Origin of the sequence: Thalassospira sp. MCCC 1A03138, from assembly GCF_002115785.1 — a bacterium.
In the GTDB taxonomy this organism is placed as follows: Bacteria; Pseudomonadota; Alphaproteobacteria; order Rhodospirillales; family Thalassospiraceae; genus Thalassospira.
The window spans coordinates 110471-125034 of sequence record NZ_JFJY01000003.1 but is presented as its reverse complement, the minus strand read 5'-3'; the positions used below and the strand labels follow the sequence as shown (position 1 = coordinate 125034).

General features: G+C 51.5%; 19 protein-coding genes and 1 tRNA gene. 17 read left to right on the top strand and 3 right to left on the bottom strand.

Features of this window, described 5'->3' with window-relative positions; genetic code table 11:
- Positions 1 to 13 precede the first annotated feature (13 nt).
- Genes nrdR through thiL form a run of 7 tightly spaced genes read left to right on the top strand, consistent with a single transcriptional unit; the run spans position 14 to position 5304 of the window.
- A complete protein-coding gene (nrdR, locus tag TH468_RS08400; protein WP_007089530.1) occupies positions 14 to 487 on the top strand; it encodes a transcriptional regulator NrdR in 474 nt (157 codons plus the stop codon).
- Positions 487 to 1608: a bifunctional diaminohydroxyphosphoribosylaminopyrimidine deaminase/5-amino-6-(5-phosphoribosylamino)uracil reductase RibD gene (gene ribD, locus TH468_RS08395; protein WP_085643229.1), complete on the top strand. Its 1122-nt coding sequence runs from the start codon at positions 487 to 489 to the stop codon at positions 1606 to 1608. The genes nrdR and ribD overlap by 1 nt, the downstream gene beginning before the upstream one ends.
- A gap of 4 nt (positions 1609 to 1612) precedes the next feature.
- Positions 1613 to 2200, top strand: coding sequence for a riboflavin synthase (locus TH468_RS08390; RefSeq protein WP_037992618.1), 588 nt, complete (start codon positions 1613 to 1615; stop codon positions 2198 to 2200).
- A 6-nt stretch (positions 2201 to 2206) separates the two neighbouring features.
- Positions 2207 to 3361, top strand: a complete 1155-nt coding sequence (gene ribB / locus TH468_RS08385) for a 3,4-dihydroxy-2-butanone-4-phosphate synthase (protein WP_085643227.1) — start codon at positions 2207 to 2209, stop codon at positions 3359 to 3361.
- A 2-nt stretch (positions 3362 to 3363) separates the two neighbouring features.
- Complete coding sequence (gene ribH / locus TH468_RS08380) at positions 3364 to 3828, top strand: 6,7-dimethyl-8-ribityllumazine synthase (RefSeq protein WP_007089534.1); 465 nt, start codon at positions 3364 to 3366, stop codon at positions 3826 to 3828.
- Positions 3828 to 4325, top strand: a complete 498-nt coding sequence (nusB, locus tag TH468_RS08375; RefSeq protein ID WP_007089535.1) for a transcription antitermination factor NusB — start codon at positions 3828 to 3830, stop codon at positions 4323 to 4325. The genes ribH and nusB overlap by 1 nt, the downstream gene beginning before the upstream one ends.
- A 1-nt stretch (position 4326) precedes the next feature.
- Positions 4327 to 5304: a thiamine-phosphate kinase gene (thiL, locus tag TH468_RS08370; protein ID WP_085643225.1), complete on the top strand. Its 978-nt coding sequence runs from the start codon at positions 4327 to 4329 to the stop codon at positions 5302 to 5304.
- A gap of 15 nt (positions 5305 to 5319) precedes the next feature.
- Here thiL and TH468_RS08365 read toward each other — a convergent pair whose 3' ends face one another.
- A complete protein-coding gene (locus tag TH468_RS08365; protein ID WP_007089537.1) occupies positions 5320 to 5769 on the bottom strand; it encodes an outer membrane protein assembly factor BamE in 450 nt (149 codons plus the stop codon).
- 162 nt (positions 5770 to 5931) lie between these two features.
- Between TH468_RS08365 and TH468_RS08360 the strand changes: the two genes are divergently transcribed.
- From TH468_RS08360 to TH468_RS08330, 7 genes are all read left to right on the top strand, one after another.
- On the top strand, positions 5932 to 6483 hold the full coding sequence (locus TH468_RS08360; RefSeq protein WP_085643641.1) for a ubiquinol-cytochrome C chaperone family protein: 552 nt from the start codon (positions 5932 to 5934) through the stop codon (positions 6481 to 6483).
- 12 nt (positions 6484 to 6495) lie between these two features.
- On the top strand, positions 6496 to 7068 hold the full coding sequence (locus TH468_RS08355; protein ID WP_085643223.1) for a DUF177 domain-containing protein: 573 nt from the start codon (positions 6496 to 6498) through the stop codon (positions 7066 to 7068).
- Positions 7069 to 7330: 262 nt separating this feature from the next.
- A complete protein-coding gene (plsX, locus tag TH468_RS08350) occupies positions 7331 to 8407 on the top strand; it encodes a phosphate acyltransferase PlsX (RefSeq protein WP_085643221.1) in 1077 nt (358 codons plus the stop codon).
- A 47-nt stretch (positions 8408 to 8454) separates the two neighbouring features.
- The gene (locus TH468_RS08345; protein WP_085643219.1) at positions 8455 to 9426 is read left to right on the top strand and encodes a beta-ketoacyl-ACP synthase III; all 972 of its coding nucleotides are present in this window, start codon (positions 8455 to 8457) and stop codon (positions 9424 to 9426) included.
- A 154-nt stretch (positions 9427 to 9580) separates the two neighbouring features.
- A complete protein-coding gene (locus tag TH468_RS08340) occupies positions 9581 to 9871 on the top strand; it encodes an integration host factor subunit alpha (protein WP_007089542.1) in 291 nt (96 codons plus the stop codon).
- Between the two features lie 11 nt (positions 9872 to 9882).
- Complete coding sequence (locus TH468_RS08335) at positions 9883 to 10362, top strand: MerR family transcriptional regulator (RefSeq protein ID WP_085643217.1); 480 nt, start codon at positions 9883 to 9885, stop codon at positions 10360 to 10362.
- Between the two features lie 69 nt (positions 10363 to 10431).
- Positions 10432 to 10508 (top strand) — tRNA-Pro (locus TH468_RS08330).
- A 431-nt stretch (positions 10509 to 10939) separates the two neighbouring features.
- Here the strand turns inward: TH468_RS08330 and TH468_RS08320 are convergent.
- Positions 10940 to 11197 carry a hypothetical protein gene (locus TH468_RS08320; protein ID WP_085643215.1) on the bottom strand — a complete coding sequence of 86 codons (258 nt, stop codon included), beginning with the start codon at positions 11195 to 11197 and terminating at the stop codon, positions 10940 to 10942.
- A 104-nt stretch (positions 11198 to 11301) separates the two neighbouring features.
- Between TH468_RS08320 and cutA the strand changes: the two genes are divergently transcribed.
- Both cutA and TH468_RS08310 read left to right on the top strand, forming a co-directional pair.
- Positions 11302 to 11658, top strand: a complete 357-nt coding sequence (gene cutA, locus TH468_RS08315; RefSeq protein ID WP_085643213.1) for a divalent-cation tolerance protein CutA — start codon at positions 11302 to 11304, stop codon at positions 11656 to 11658.
- Between the two features lie 60 nt (positions 11659 to 11718).
- Positions 11719 to 12282, top strand: a complete 564-nt coding sequence (locus TH468_RS08310) for a septation protein A (protein WP_085643211.1) — start codon at positions 11719 to 11721, stop codon at positions 12280 to 12282.
- Positions 12283 to 12347: 65 nt separating this feature from the next.
- On the opposite strand, the gene TH468_RS08305 is transcribed toward TH468_RS08310, so the two are convergent.
- Positions 12348 to 13541: a bifunctional 2-C-methyl-D-erythritol 4-phosphate cytidylyltransferase/2-C-methyl-D-erythritol 2,4-cyclodiphosphate synthase gene (locus TH468_RS08305; RefSeq protein ID WP_085643209.1), complete on the bottom strand. Its 1194-nt coding sequence runs from the start codon at positions 13539 to 13541 to the stop codon at positions 12348 to 12350.
- Positions 13542 to 13657: 116 nt separating this feature from the next.
- Between TH468_RS08305 and TH468_RS08300 the strand changes: the two genes are divergently transcribed.
- Positions 13658 to 14464, top strand: a complete 807-nt coding sequence (locus TH468_RS08300) for an inner membrane protein YpjD (RefSeq protein WP_085643207.1) — start codon at positions 13658 to 13660, stop codon at positions 14462 to 14464.
- The last annotated feature ends 100 nt before the right edge of the window (positions 14465 to 14564 follow it).

Genomic DNA, 14564 nt, shown 5'->3' with positions numbered 1-14564 from the left:
GCGAGTAAAAACAATGCGTTGCCCGTTCTGTGGCCATACAGACACCCAGGTCAAGGACTCCCGTCCGACCGAGGAACATCACGCCATTCGCCGGCGCCGGTTTTGCCCAGCCTGTGGATCGCGTTTCACGACGTTTGAACGTGTTCAGCTCCGTGAATTGATGGTGGTGAAAAAGGACGGACAACGCGAATTGTTTGATCGTGACAAACTGGCACGATCAATCTTTCTTGCCTGCCGCAAACGTCCGATTGAAGACGAACGTGTCGAAAAGGCGTTAAACGGCATTCAGCGCCGTCTTGAAAGCAGTGGTGAAAGCGACATTTCCACCGACACGATCGGGGAAATGGTTATGGGTGCGTTGATCGCACTCGATCAGGTTGCATATGTCCGCTATGCTTCGGTTTATAAAAACTTCCGGGAAGCCCGCGACTTTGAACAGTTCGTGGAAAACATGCATGATGGGGAAGAAGAGGCGGACACAGAGTAATGGCAGCCACCGCGTTTTCAGATGACGACCGGCATTTCATGCGGGTTGCGCTAAGCCTGTCAAAACGCGGTCTGGGAAATGTCTGGCCCAACCCGTCCGTCGGGTGTGTCCTGGTTTCACTCCAGGGAACGATTGTCGGGCGCGGCTTCACCAAGCCGGGTGGAAGGCCTCATGCAGAGCGTGTCGCACTTGATGAGGCAGGCGATAAAGCACGCAATTCTACTGCCTATGTAACGCTTGAACCCTGTAGTCATTTTGGTAAATCGCCGCCTTGTGCGTTGGGACTGATCGAAGCCGGTGTAAAGCGTGTCGTCAGCGCCCTCGAAGACCCTGATCGTCGTGTTTCAGGCAAAGGGTACAAAATGTTGCGTGATGCGGGCATCAAGGTTGAAACAGGGCTTTATGGCGACGAAGCCCATCGCATCAATGCTGGGTTCCTATCGCGCATTGTTTCCGGTCGGCCGATCATTACATTAAAACTGGCATCCACCATTGATGCCCGATCCGCGACGCGCTCTGGTGAGAGCCAGTGGATAACGGGGGATATTGCGCGTGAGTATGGTCACCTGTTGAGGGCCAATCACGATGCGATCCTTGTTGGTGCCAAGACTGTCATTTTTGATAACCCCACTCTCACATGCCGTATCCCCGGACGAGAAGCCCAATCACCTGTTCGTGTTGTCCTTGATCGCAATGGCGATGTACCTGTATCGGCGGAATTGGTCCGTGGTGCCCCAAAAGTTCCTACCTGGATCATTACATCCCAAGACAAATTTGACGAAGTTTTTGAAAAATTTGGAAAAACCGGGGTCAAAGTACTTACTGCCGGGTGCGAGAATGATCATTTCGACCTAAATGACGTGATGAAACGTTTGGGCGAGCAGGGGCTGACGCGCGTTTTGATTGAAAGTGGTGGCAATCTGGCTGCCGACTTGGTGCATAGAGATTTGACTGATCGGGTGGTTCATTTCATTGCACCATCCCTGATCGGGGCGGAAGGCAAGGCGATGATCGCTGAGCTCGGGCTTGATCATCTTTCAGACATGCCACGTTTTCAACGCACATCTGTTCGTCCAGTTGGTGAAGATATTGCGATAACCTACGAAAAAATAGCGGAATAGATAAATGTTCACTGGCATCATTACGGATATAGGATCTGTTCGGAAAATCGAAAAACGCGGCGACACCCGTTTCGAATTCTCGACCGCTTTTGATACTTCTAAAATCGCTCTTGGGGCGTCGATTGCCTGTAATGGTGCGTGCATGACCGTTATCGAAACTGGTTCGGACTGGTTTGCCATCGAGGCATCTGCCGAAAGTCTTGATAAGACGACTTTGGGCGATCTTGAGGTCGGATCGCGCATAAATCTGGAACAGGCCACACGGATCGGGGACGAGTTGGGCGGGCATATCGTATCCGGTCATGTGGACGGTGTTGCGACGCTGATAAAACGCATTCCCGAAGGTGATTCCCTTCGTTTGACATTCGAGGTTCCTGAAGCTTTTGCGAAATACATTGCGTCAAAAGGCTCGGTAACGCTTGAAGGTGTTTCATTGACTGTCAATGAGGTTGACGGAAACACTTTTGGTATCAATCTGATACCCCATACCCAGACTCACACGACGCTGGGATCGAAACAACCGGGTGACCGGATTAATTTCGAGATTGATATGCTGGCGCGTTATGTCGCGCGCATGCTGGGTAAGGATTGAAGGATCATGCCGCATCGTTATCTGTCACCAATTGAAGATGTTATTGAAGAAGCCCGAAACGGCCGGATGTTTATTCTTGTCGATGACGAGGACCGGGAAAACGAGGGTGATCTGGTTATTCCGGCCCAAATGGCAACACCGGATGCCGTAAACTTTATGGCAACTCATGGCCGTGGACTTATTTGTCTGACGCTGGAATCCGAACGCTGCGATCTTCTTGGGCTGCAGTTGATGAGCGCGCGAAATGGTACGCGGCATGAGACGGCGTTTACAGTTTCGATCGAAGCGGCAACAGGTGTGACAACGGGTATTTCCGCTCCGGACAGGGCGCGAACAATTTCCGTGGCGATTGATACAAAATCAACTTCCGACGATATAGTGACCCCGGGGCATGTCTTTCCTTTGCGCGCGCGTCCAGGTGGTGTTCTTGTGAGGGCTGGACATACCGAAGCATCGGTTGATATTTCGCGCCTTGCGGGCCTCAATCCATCTGGCGTTATTTGCGAGATCATGAGCGAAAGCGGCGAAATGGCGCGTTTGCCGGAGCTTGTCGAGTTCGCCAAAAAGCATAATCTCAAAATCGCCCAGATTGCCGATTTGATCCGCTATCGCCGGAAGCATGAAAGAGTTGTTCAGCGTAAGGCAACAACAAAAATCAATTCGGTGCATGGCGGCGAGTTTGAGCTCAATCTGTATGTCAACAATGTCACATATGCCGAACATATTGCTTTGGTGAAGGGCGACATTTCTGATGCAAAGCCGGTCCTGACGCGTGTCCACGCTTTGAATGTGCTTGAAGATGTGCTTGGCGACCGGCAAGGAGCGCATGGCGGCGAGTTACAGGCTGCAATGCGGCAGATTGGCAAGGAGGGGCGTGGCGTTATTGTTCTCATCCGTGAACCCCGTCCGAATACGCTTTCATCGTCTATCGCAAAGCTTATCGAACTCAATGGCGGGGACGGCGATGCTCTGCGTCAGGAAATCGCAAAATCTGCTAGCGACTCTGATTTGCGTGACTATGGTGTTGGCGCACAGATCCTGCTTGATCTTGGCGTTCGCGATATGATTTTGCTTTCAAATACCAAAAGACACATCGTAGGACTTGACGGGTTCGGTCTAAATCTGGTTGATCAGCGTCCGCTTGTTGTCTCGGAGGAATAAACATGAGTAACGGTCCGCACATTCTGATCGTTGATGCGCCTTATTACACCCATATCGTCGAAGATCTGGTCAAAGGGGCTGCGTCGACGCTCGAAGCTGGCGGTGCAACCTGGGACCGGATTTCTGTTTCAGGTGCCTTCGAGGTTCCGATAGCAATCCGCTACGCTGTTCAGTCCATGGCTGATCTTGCGACTGGTCCGCGCTATGATGGCTACTTGGCACTTGGCTGCGTTATTCGCGGTGAAACCACGCATTACGACCATATCTGTGAAGAAGCAAATCGCGCATTGATGCAACTTTGCCTTGATTACCGTCTGGCGATCGGCAATGGCATCCTGACTGTTGAAAATGAAGCCCAGGCACTTGCACGCGCCAAGGCAGATCAGAAGAATAAAGGGGGCGAGGCCGCCCGCGCTGTTCTTCGTATGATTGAAGTTCAAAACCATTTTGGAATACATCACAAGTAATGACTGATAAACCCAAGGCATCAGCCGCCCAACGACGCAGTGCTGCGCGCTTTGCCGCCATTCAGGCGCTATACCAGGCAGAGCTTTCCCAGCTTTCGGCCGGTGACGTCGTGCGCGAATATTCGGATTTCCGCCTTGATGGCGAAGGTATTCGCGACCTTGATGAACCCAATGACAATCTGATTGATCCGGACCGCGGATTTTTTGCCGACCTGGTTCAGGGGGTTACTGCGCGCACGGTCGATCTTGACGGGCTGATCGACTCAGCTCTGGAAAAGGGTTGGACAACCAAACGTCTTGAAACTGTTTTGCGCTGTATTCTGCGGGCAGGAACCTATGAGTTGATGATGCGCGAAGATGTACCGATGCGCGTTGTCATTACTGAATATGTGGACGCCGCCCATTCGTTCTTTGACGAAACCGAGCCGAAGCTTGTAAACGCTGTCCTTGACCGGATTGGCAAAACGCTTCGTGCGGGTGAAGCCGGTAAGAATTAATATGGTCGCGCGATCAGGAGAATTCGATCTGATCGCACGTCATTTTGCGCCCATCGCGCAAAAGTCAAAAGCCGCATTGTCCCTTCTGGACGATGCGGCTCTTTTGTCACCCCCTGATGGGCACGAAATTGTTGTTACGGTCGACGCACTTGTGGCCGATGTACATTTTCGCAGTCAGGATGATCCGGTCGACATCGCGCGCAAGGTTATGCGTGTTAATCTGTCTGACCTTGCAGCTATGGGGGCTTATCCTTTGGGGGTGCTGCTAACAGCTGGTTATAATCGCGACCTTTCCGAAGACTGGATCGCTTCCTTTGCAAACGGTTTAGGGCAGGATTGTGCTACCTATGATACCCCGCTTCTGGGGGGCGATACAGTTGGAACACCAGGTCCCACATTTTTCAGCCTGACGGCGTTCGGTGCCGTGCCAATTGGGCGCGCCATGCGCCGGGATGCGGCCAAACCGGGCGATTTGATTGCGGTTACCGGCACATTGGGCGATGGCGCACTCGGCTTAAAGGTCTTACAGGGCAACCTTATAGGGATGGACGCAGCCGATAGTGCCTATCTTTCGTCGCGATACCTGTTACCGCAACCACGCCTGACGATTGGCAGAAAATGCGCTGATGCTTATGGCCGCTATGCTGCGATGGATATTTCGGACGGATTGGCCGGGGATTGTCGCAAGATTTGTTTGGCGTCTGGTGTCGGCATGGTTTTTGACAAGGATCTTATTCCATTATCAAAGGCAGCGATGAATGCGGTAAATACCGATCCCGCCCTATGGGCGTCTGTGCTGGGGGGCGGGGACGATTACGAACTTCTGATTTGCGCCGATCAAGCAGATATCAAAACGTTGGGTAACGATGTCACGGTCATTGGCAAGGTGACGGACCAGCCTGGACAGGTCGAACTCATCGGAGCCGACAAAAAAATAGTCGAACTCGCCAATGACGGGTTCGACCATTTCAAAGCCTGAAAACGAATTTGGAATTTATTTGGTTTCGCTGAAGCGACCAAGGTTGCCAAACAGCTGCTGCAGAACTGTAATTTCCTTGCCTGCGGTTGGCGTGATCCGATCCGTCGGAATTACTGGTTTACCGTCTTCAAGGTCATATTCGCTTAGGATATCGACCCGGTTTGCCGCATCAAAGCTGACGAGAATGACCTTTTGTTCAACGACATCCGGTGCCAGAAACGCAATTGTTTCGGTTCTGCGCGAAATATAAAGCCAGACATTTTCGTCAAAGGCCGCAACGCTTGATGGCGATCCCAGAAGATCGGTCACATCACCCTTTGTGGATTGCCCGACGATGATTTGTTCGAGAACTTCGGGTTCAGGAGCATTGCCGCGCGTTGCGATACGCGGGCTGCAGGCAGCAACAAATGCCACTGCCAATCCGGCCAGCATCATAAGGGAAAGGCGTGTTGTTCTTGTATGCATGGAACTCACCAAAGCGATCAGCCAGTTAAAGTCATTAAGGAATTGCCTTGAGTTTCAGCGCTGGGCGCATGATATTGCCGGGCAATGTTGGGCGATGCCGCCCCGGGAAATTTACGGCATTCTGCGTGCCATGGCTGGAATGTCAACGAAGGAGTGTTACTGTTGTTCGGCTGGTTGAAGAAAAAAGACCGCAAACAAAGTGCTGCCTTTGCGCTTTACACCGGAATGGTTGGGCAGGCGCGCAAGTCTGAATTCTATACACGCCTTGGCGTCGCAGATACCATGGAAGGGCGATTTGATCTGATTCTGGTGCATGCCTTTGTTCTGTTTCGGCGTTTGAAAAAAGACAATGAAAGTCGTGAACTGGCGCAAGAAATCTTTGACGTGATGTTTTCCGATCTTGACCAGAATATGCGTGAGATGGGAATTGGTGACGTCGGAATCCTGAAGCGCATCCGAAAAATGTCGGAGTCCTATCACGGTCGCATTGTCGCCTACGAAGAGGGTGTTCAATCCGGTGCAATAGAACTTGCCGCCGCACTCAACCGCAATCTTTATGCCGACAACGAGGCTAGTGATGCGCAATTGATGGCCATGGTCGGTTATGTCAATGATGCCCTCGCACACCTTGACCGTCAGAAAACCGAAGAATTACACAACGGCGTTATCCATTTTCCGGCTGTGCCGGAAGTCGCCGTTGCACCAACCGAATAGAAAGAGACCCCAATGCCTGAACAGATTACACCCGAATTTTCCCGCATCGTTAATACGGACGAACAGGTCGAGAAAAAAAGCAAGATCGAGATCGAAGCAAATGAAAAGGAGCGCGAGGCGCTTGCTACACGCTTCGAACTGATTGCTATCAATAGTTTAAAGGCAACCCTGACGACTACGACGGCAGGCAATGGCGAAGTCACCCTTCGTGGTCCCATGCATGCCGATATTGTTCAGCGTTGTGTTGCGACACTCGAGCCGGTCCCCGAAACCATCGAAGACGAGGTGGAGGTTCTGTTTTCTCCGCATGTATCCGAAGATGACCTTCCTTCGAATCCCGATGATTTGGATGATCTTTCCGAAGAAGAGCTTATGGCGCTTCTGGATCAGCCAGAGCCATTGGTAGATGGCAAAATTGATGTTGGTGAAGTTGTCGCACAGTTTCTTGCTGTCGCCATGGACCCTTATCCTCGCAAGGACGGCGCGAAAGTTGCGGACGTGGTCAAATCGGAAGACGAAGAAGAGCGTCCCAACCCGTTTGCAAAACTCGCAGGTCTTAAGGACAAGCTAGAGAAGAAAAACTAAATTACAATTTTGGTTGCGTTTTTCGTCACGTAAAATGTCAGGAAAATGCCGGTAACGACCGGCATTTTACGCTTTTGACCGAAAAGGCGAAGAGCAAGCCGGATACTGGTCGCTTTTGATTGCATATCGGCTTTACCTTGTATCTGGCTGAGAATTCCGGTAATTACGGGCTTTCCGGCATGCCGAAGACAAGTTTAGCCGATAGGCAAGCCTGCCGGTAAATTCCGGTTCAGATGTTTTAGAACAACCATAAGAGAATACATTGCCTGAACAGGTCTGCATATCACTTGACGCGATGGGAGGAGACCACGCGCCTGAGATGGTCGTGGCGGGTGCAGAAATTGCCCTGAAACGGTTGCCTCATCTTAAATTTTTGATGTTTGGGGATGAAGCGCAGCTCAAACCGCTGCTCGCCAAATATCCGGGGCTTGAAACCGTCAGTCAAATTCGTCATGCCTCTCAAGAAGTGACGATGGATGACAAACCTTCCGTTGCCTTGCGGCAGCGTCGGGATTCCAGCATGCGGCTGGCCATCAATGCTGTTAAAGAGGGGGACGCGCAAGGCGTCGTATCTGCCGGAAATACCGGTGCTCTGATGGCTATGGCCAAATTCGTCCTTAAAACCGTACGTGGTATCGACCGGCCGGCAATTGCGACCTATATGCCAACCCAGCGCGGCGAGACCGTCATGCTCGATCTTGGCGCCAACATTGAATGTGACGAGAACAACCTGGTGCAGTTCGCGCTTATGGGCGAGGTTTTCGCACGCATTCTGTTTGGTATTGAAAGGCCTTCTGTGGGCTTGCTCAATGTCGGGATTGAAGAACTCAAAGGCAATGAGTCGGTCAAGAAAGCCGCAGCAATACTTCGTGAAATCGACCTTCCGATCCGCTTCGAAGGATTTGTCGAAGGCGATGACCTTGCCAAGGGCACCGTGGACGTAATTGTGACCGACGGCTTTACCGGTAACGTTGCACTTAAAACCGCCGAAGGAACGGCACGACTGCTGGTGCACTTCCTGCGTGAAACTTTCAAAAGTTCATTCTGGGCGAAGGTCGGCTATCTGTTGGCCCGTCGATCATTGCAGCGTTTCCGGGAACGTATGGACCCGCGTCGTTACAATGGTGCGATGCTGCTGGGCCTGAACGGGATTGCCGTGAAAAGCCACGGTGGCACCGATGCGCTGGGGTTCTCGAATGCCATTGGCGTTTGTCACGACCTTATTGCGAACCGGCTGAACGAAACGATCAAGGGTGAACTTGCCGCCTTCGAAGAGGCGATTTCCAAAGCTCCGATCGATGAGGAAACCATCGCCCTCGCAGCTGGCCAGGTCGACTGATACTGTCTGTCCCAACTATTCCCACTAAAACTGGCGGTTCTTAAATCATGACTGTTCGTTCTCGCATTATTGGTTGCGGTTCTTATCTTCCTTCGAATGTTGTAACCAATGATGAACTGGCAAAGCGCGTCGATACATCTGATGAATGGATCGTTGCGCGGACGGGAATACGACAGCGTCATATCGCTGCCGAAGGGGAAACTACCAGTGATCTTGCGGTGGCTGCTGCCACACGTGCAATGGAACATGCCGGTGTGACTGCCGCGGACATTGACATGATTATCGTTGCGACCGCGACACCCGATAATACCTTTCCGGCAACGGCAACAAAAGTACAGCATCGACTGGGCGTTGTCGGTTTTGCCTTCGACGTTCAGGCGGTTTGCTCGGGCTTCGTTTACGCCCTTACCACTGCGGACATGTATATCCGGAACGGTCAGGCAAAAACGGTTCTCGTCATCGGGGCAGAAACATTTTCGCGTATTCTGGATTGGGAAGACCGCCGGACATGCGTTTTGTTCGGTGACGGAGCAGGGGCGGTTGTTGTTCAGGCCGTTGAAGGCAAGGGCACCGTCGAGGATCAAGGTATTCTCGCAAGTCGATTGCATTCGGATGGTGGTAAATACGAACTGCTGTATGTCAATGGCGGTCCATCAACGACCCAGACTGTTGGTTTTCTTCAGATGGAAGGCAAGGAAGTTTTCCGCCATGCAGTGACCAACCTTGCAGGCGTTATTCGCGAAGTTCTTGCCGATACGGGGCTTGAAGCCGTGGATATTGATTGGCTGGTGCCACATCAGGCCAATCGTCGCATTCTTGACAGCACTGCCAGAAAGTTTGGCATTTCCGAAGACAAGGTGGTCATTACGGTTGATCGTCACGCGAACACGTCCGCGGCGTCGATTCCCCTGGCACTAGCCGAAGCCGTTCATGATGGCCGGATCAAGCGTGGTGATATTGTAATTCTGGAAGCGATGGGCGGCGGGTTCACTTGGGGCGCTGCACTGGTTCGCTGGTAAGCTCTGGTTTCTGCTGGATATCTGACAAAAACAAAGCATTTGCTTAAAAAACACAACATTCTGCCGCAAAGCGATGTATCCTGTTGATATTGACTGATTTCGCCACCAGATATAGCCTTGTGTATAAAGTCCCGTTTTAAGGAGGCGGCCTGTTATGTCGGAAGCTACGATTACCCGCGCTGATCTTGCCGAAGCCGTTTATCAGGAAGTCGGTTTGTCGCGTAACGAGTCCGCCCAGTTGCTGGAAACGGTTCTCGACGAAATTTCATCTGCCTTGATCAAGGATGAAGTCGTAAAGATTTCCTCGTTTGGCAGTTTTTCCGTTCGCCAGAAGGGACAGCGCATTGGTCGCAATCCCAAGACAGGTGAAGAAGTGCCAATCCTGCCGCGCAAAGTGCTTGTGTTCCGGCCGTCGCAGGTGTTGAAAGCACGCATTAACGCTTAAGAACTGAACTCATGAAAAATAACTTGGGGGCTGAGGCGGAAAACCGCCGCACAGCAAAGTCTGACTCTGCGTTTCGTACAATTAGCGAAGCAGCAAAAGAGCTGGGGCTGCAGCAGCATGTCCTACGTTTTTGGGAATCCAAGTTTCCTCAGATCAAACCAATGAAACGTGCTGGCGGGCGACGTTATTATCGTCCGGAAGATCTGGTGCTGCTGGCTGATATTCGTTCACTGCTCCATGATCAGGGCTACACCATCAAGGGTGTGCAAAAGCTGCTTGATCAGAACAAGGGGCAACTGCCTTCGGAAGTTGCGGTGGCGTCGCTGGCTGAAACCGTCGATGGTCCATCGGATGAAGCATCAGATATGGCTTATTCGACAGGCAAAGCAGGAACACCAGATAAGATTGTTCTTGCAAACCTGTTAGGTGAATTGGAAGAGCTTCAAGGCATCCTCAGATCGGCCCTGCAACAGTCGGAAAAAAATACGTAAAAACCATTTGCGTCTTTGGGCTTGCGCGGCTATTTATCGAGCCGCGTCAAACGACGCATTCTTTACGGTCGGAGCGTGGCGCAGCCTGGTAGCGCACCTGCATGGGGTGCAGGGGGTCGGAGGTTCGAATCCTCTCGCTCCGACCAATTTATTCTCCATCAAAATCTGATATCTTGTCATTTGTACTGGCAAGGCTACTGCATCAGTCGGGCAAGCATTTCTACAGTGTTATTTTCTTAAACACGGATCAGAATGATTGCGGCCGGTCTCGTCAAGATTTCGTTGGGTGCTGCAATCGCCAATGGTGAAGTTTTCCGGATCGCCAGTACCCGGCGCAATGGCATGACGCATTAGCGCATGCACATCTGGCTGATGCCATATATCCCACGCGTGCTCGGTATCTGACGCTTTGGCGCTGTGTGCGACAAAGGAGCATGCGAGGGTGAGAACAGCAACCGTATTTCTGACAAATGAACACATGATCCGGCACACTCAGTGGTAAAAGGTGATTAACCTTGATACCCGTGGACGTGCTGATTAGATCAGTGCAGCGGTTCGGGATCGCGACCGGATGTCCTTATGCGTTTTTATCAGCAACAGAGGTCGCAACCCTACGACCTTCATCGGTCAGTTTGCAAATCAGCCAGTCCGGTTTGATCGGGTTGTCAAACCATGGGGCAGCCCATCCATGATCAATGCAGCTTTTGACTGTTTTTTCACTGATTTGCTTGCCATTGGTGTCAAAGAGCGGCAACTTTCCACCCGGCTGGCTAAGGCCACGGCGCAACCAATCAAGTTGTGTTTGTGTCGGTTTCACCGGCTTTTTCCCCGTCATGGCATCCCAGAATTGATAGAATAGGTTTGTGTGTGGCGCGATGTGATGATGAAGCTATATATTGCAGGTAAGTGTGACGGATAATCAACCTAGAGGCAATCACCATGACATCGAAGTCCTTTGATCGTAGTGACATGGTCTTTCTTTATGTGACAGCGCCAGACATGGAAGTCGCCCGCTTGATTGCGGGAGGTGCCGTTCGAGAAAGATTGGCGGCCTGCGCGAATATCATGCCCCAAATGACGGCAATCTATGAATGGGATGGCGATATCGAAGAAGAAAACGAGATAGTTATCATTCTGAAATCGACCAGCACAGCGGCAACGGCGCTTTCGGAATGGATCACAGATCATCACCCTTATGATATTCCCTGTATTCTGGAAATTCCATTAGGCAGGGGAAATGGACCATATGTCGATTGGTTGCGCGGTCAGGTCGCAGGGGCAACAATCCCGAATTGATTGCATCAATGGCCTTTGGCCCCTAGGATGGCCGAAATTTTACATTTAACGAAGTGACCAATGAACCAGCTTACAAAACTTGCCCTTGAAATGGGGCCGCTGATCCTGTTTTTCGCAGTCAATGCGACAACCAATCTTATGACTGCAACAGCGGTTTTTGTAACGGCAACAGTGGTTGCGCTGGTCGTATCGTATGTTATTGCCCGAACCATTCCGGTGATGCCGTTGATTGGCGGCGCTTTCGTGATCGTGTTTGGCGGCTTAACGCTTTATCTCGACAATGATCTGTTCATTAAAATCAAGCCGACGATTGTCAATCTGCTGTTTGCAGCGATCCTGTTTGGCGGTTTAATTGCTGGAAAGCTGTTTTTGAAACTGGTTTTGGAAAGTGCATTTAAGGCGACGGACGAGGGATGGCGCATCCTGACCTGGCGCTGGAGCATTTTCTTCGTCGTTCTTGCCGTGATCAATGAAATTGTCTGGCGCAATTTTTCGACCGATATATGGGTTGCGTTCAAGGTATGGGGGATTATGCCGCTGACCATGGTGTTTGGCATGGCCCAGGTTCCGGTCCTGATGAAACATCAATTGCCAGAAAAAGAGAACGGTTCATCTCCGGCATAAGGTCTGAACGAAAATAATAAAGGCGGGATTTTCATCCTGCCTTTATTATTGAATGGAAGAACACTCTATTTGACGGGTAGGGCGACGCTGACCGCAGCTTGAGCCGCGATACCTTCCTCGCGTCCGGTGAAGCCCAGGCGCTCTGTCGTCGTCGCCTTCACATTGACGCGATCAACTTCAACACCAAGAATTTCAGCAACCTTTTCGCGCATGGCCCGTGTGTGCGGTCCTATTTTGGGCCGCTCACAAATCAGGGTGATATCCGCATTGACGATGCGTCCGCCGCGTTCACGGATCAGATTGACTGCGTGAAGAACAAACTGATCCGATGCTGCCCCCTTCCATTTCATGTCAGAAGGCGGGAAATGTTGCCCAATATCGCCGGCACCAATGGCCCCCAACAATGCGTCTGTTAGCGTATGCAGGCCGACATCCGCATCGGAATGGCCTTCAAGGCGTGCGGAGTGGGGGACTTTGACACCGCAAAGGATACAATGGTCACCTGGGGCAAATCGATGAACGTCAAAACCGGTACCAGCCCGGAACTCTTCGTGGTTCATATCGCTGTCTTTCTCTGAGGCCGGAACAGGGGTAATCCAGTCACGGGCGCGCCCAATATCGTCGGGGCGCGTAATCTTGTCGTTTGAAACAGCCCCCTCTACGCAGACTACATCCAGGTCAAGTTGTTCCAGCAGGGCGGCATCATCAGTGAATTCGTGCCCCTCAAACTGTTGGTGAGCGTCAAGGATCGTTTTGAAATGAAACCCCTGAGGCGTCTGGGCGCGATGAAGCTGTTCTCGTGGAATGGTTCGTCTAATTATCCCGGTGGATTCCGTCTGCTTGATGGTGTCGAGAACGGGAAGGGTGGGAATGGCACCCTGATATATCGCCAGAGCTGAGATGACGCGGTCGATAACATCGTCTGAAATGCCCGGCCTTGCCGCATCATGAATAAGCACATGGTCAGGGTTTTCATTTTCCAGTGAACGTAATCCGTTCAGGACAGATTGTTGTCTTGTCACTCCGCCGGGCACCGGGGCGTCCAAGGATAGGCCTTCAACCGAATTATCGTACAAATCCTGATGGTCAGGATTATAAATGACCCTAATCAGTTCGGACGGCACATGCTTGGCGAAGCTCTCAATACAGTGACGCAGCAATGTCTTTGCGCCAAGCAAATGATATTGTTTTGGTATCGGATCACCAAATCTGCTACCGCTGCCTGCTGCAACGATGACAACTGCGATTTTTTTGGTCATAAACGTGATGCCGTGACTTGTCTGAATTGCGCCGCAGGCTATCTTTCTGCGATGACTTTGCCAAGTCGCCATTTGCCTGATGTTATGATGTAAACGCCTTTAGGCCGGATCCGAACATGATTGCTGCCGCCTTACATATCTTATGTTTGCTACCGCTAACCACGCAAATCATGCGGCGCGACCCGCAGCGCGACATATGGCTGTTTTTGTCCATATTTGTTGCCGCGGCTGGTACGGTGATCGTGCTTGGCCTGACGGGCGAGGAAGTGCAATCGCGCGGATTTACAGCGGCTTTGCATTGGTCGGAACTTTCCGTGATCCTGATCTTTGGCGGGCTTGTCATATGCAACGGGCCGAAACAAATCTGGCGTCTTGCCGGTTATATCGGTGGATACCTTTTGGCATTCGGCGGAGTGGCAGCTGTTTTTAACGTCTTTGAACCGGTTGCTGACGCGTCGGTTACAGAACCGGTTCTTTATTCTGGCTGGCTTTGGGTTCATATCGGAACGTCACTTGTAACCTACGCGCTTGTGACACTGTCTGCAATTGCTGCCATGGGCTATGTTGTTCAGGAAGATGCACTTAAAAACCGCCGTCCAAACCGCTGGAGCCGTCGCCTGCCGCCGTTGCGCGACAGCGAATACATGCTTGTGAGTTTTCTCAAATGGTCGGCATGGGTGCTTGTGATCGGAATTATTACCGGTTTTGCATTGCGCCAGATCGAGGGACAATCGTTGCTCTATCTTGATCACAAGATGCTTCTTACCCTGCTTGGTTTTGCCGTGATTTGCGGCTTGATATTCATTCATGAAAAATCCACTCTGCGCGGGCGTATGGCTGTTCGGTTTGTGCTGGGGGCGTGGTTGCTGCTTACCCTGGCATTCCCGGGCGTTCGATTTGTTTCGGGATATCTAATCGGATAAAAACTCCGGGCCTTGTTTAAAGGTAGCGGCCGAGTTGGTTGGCTTATATTCGCCAATTCGCTTAGAGTTGTTGCAACGCCGAGCCAGTTTCATTAATCTG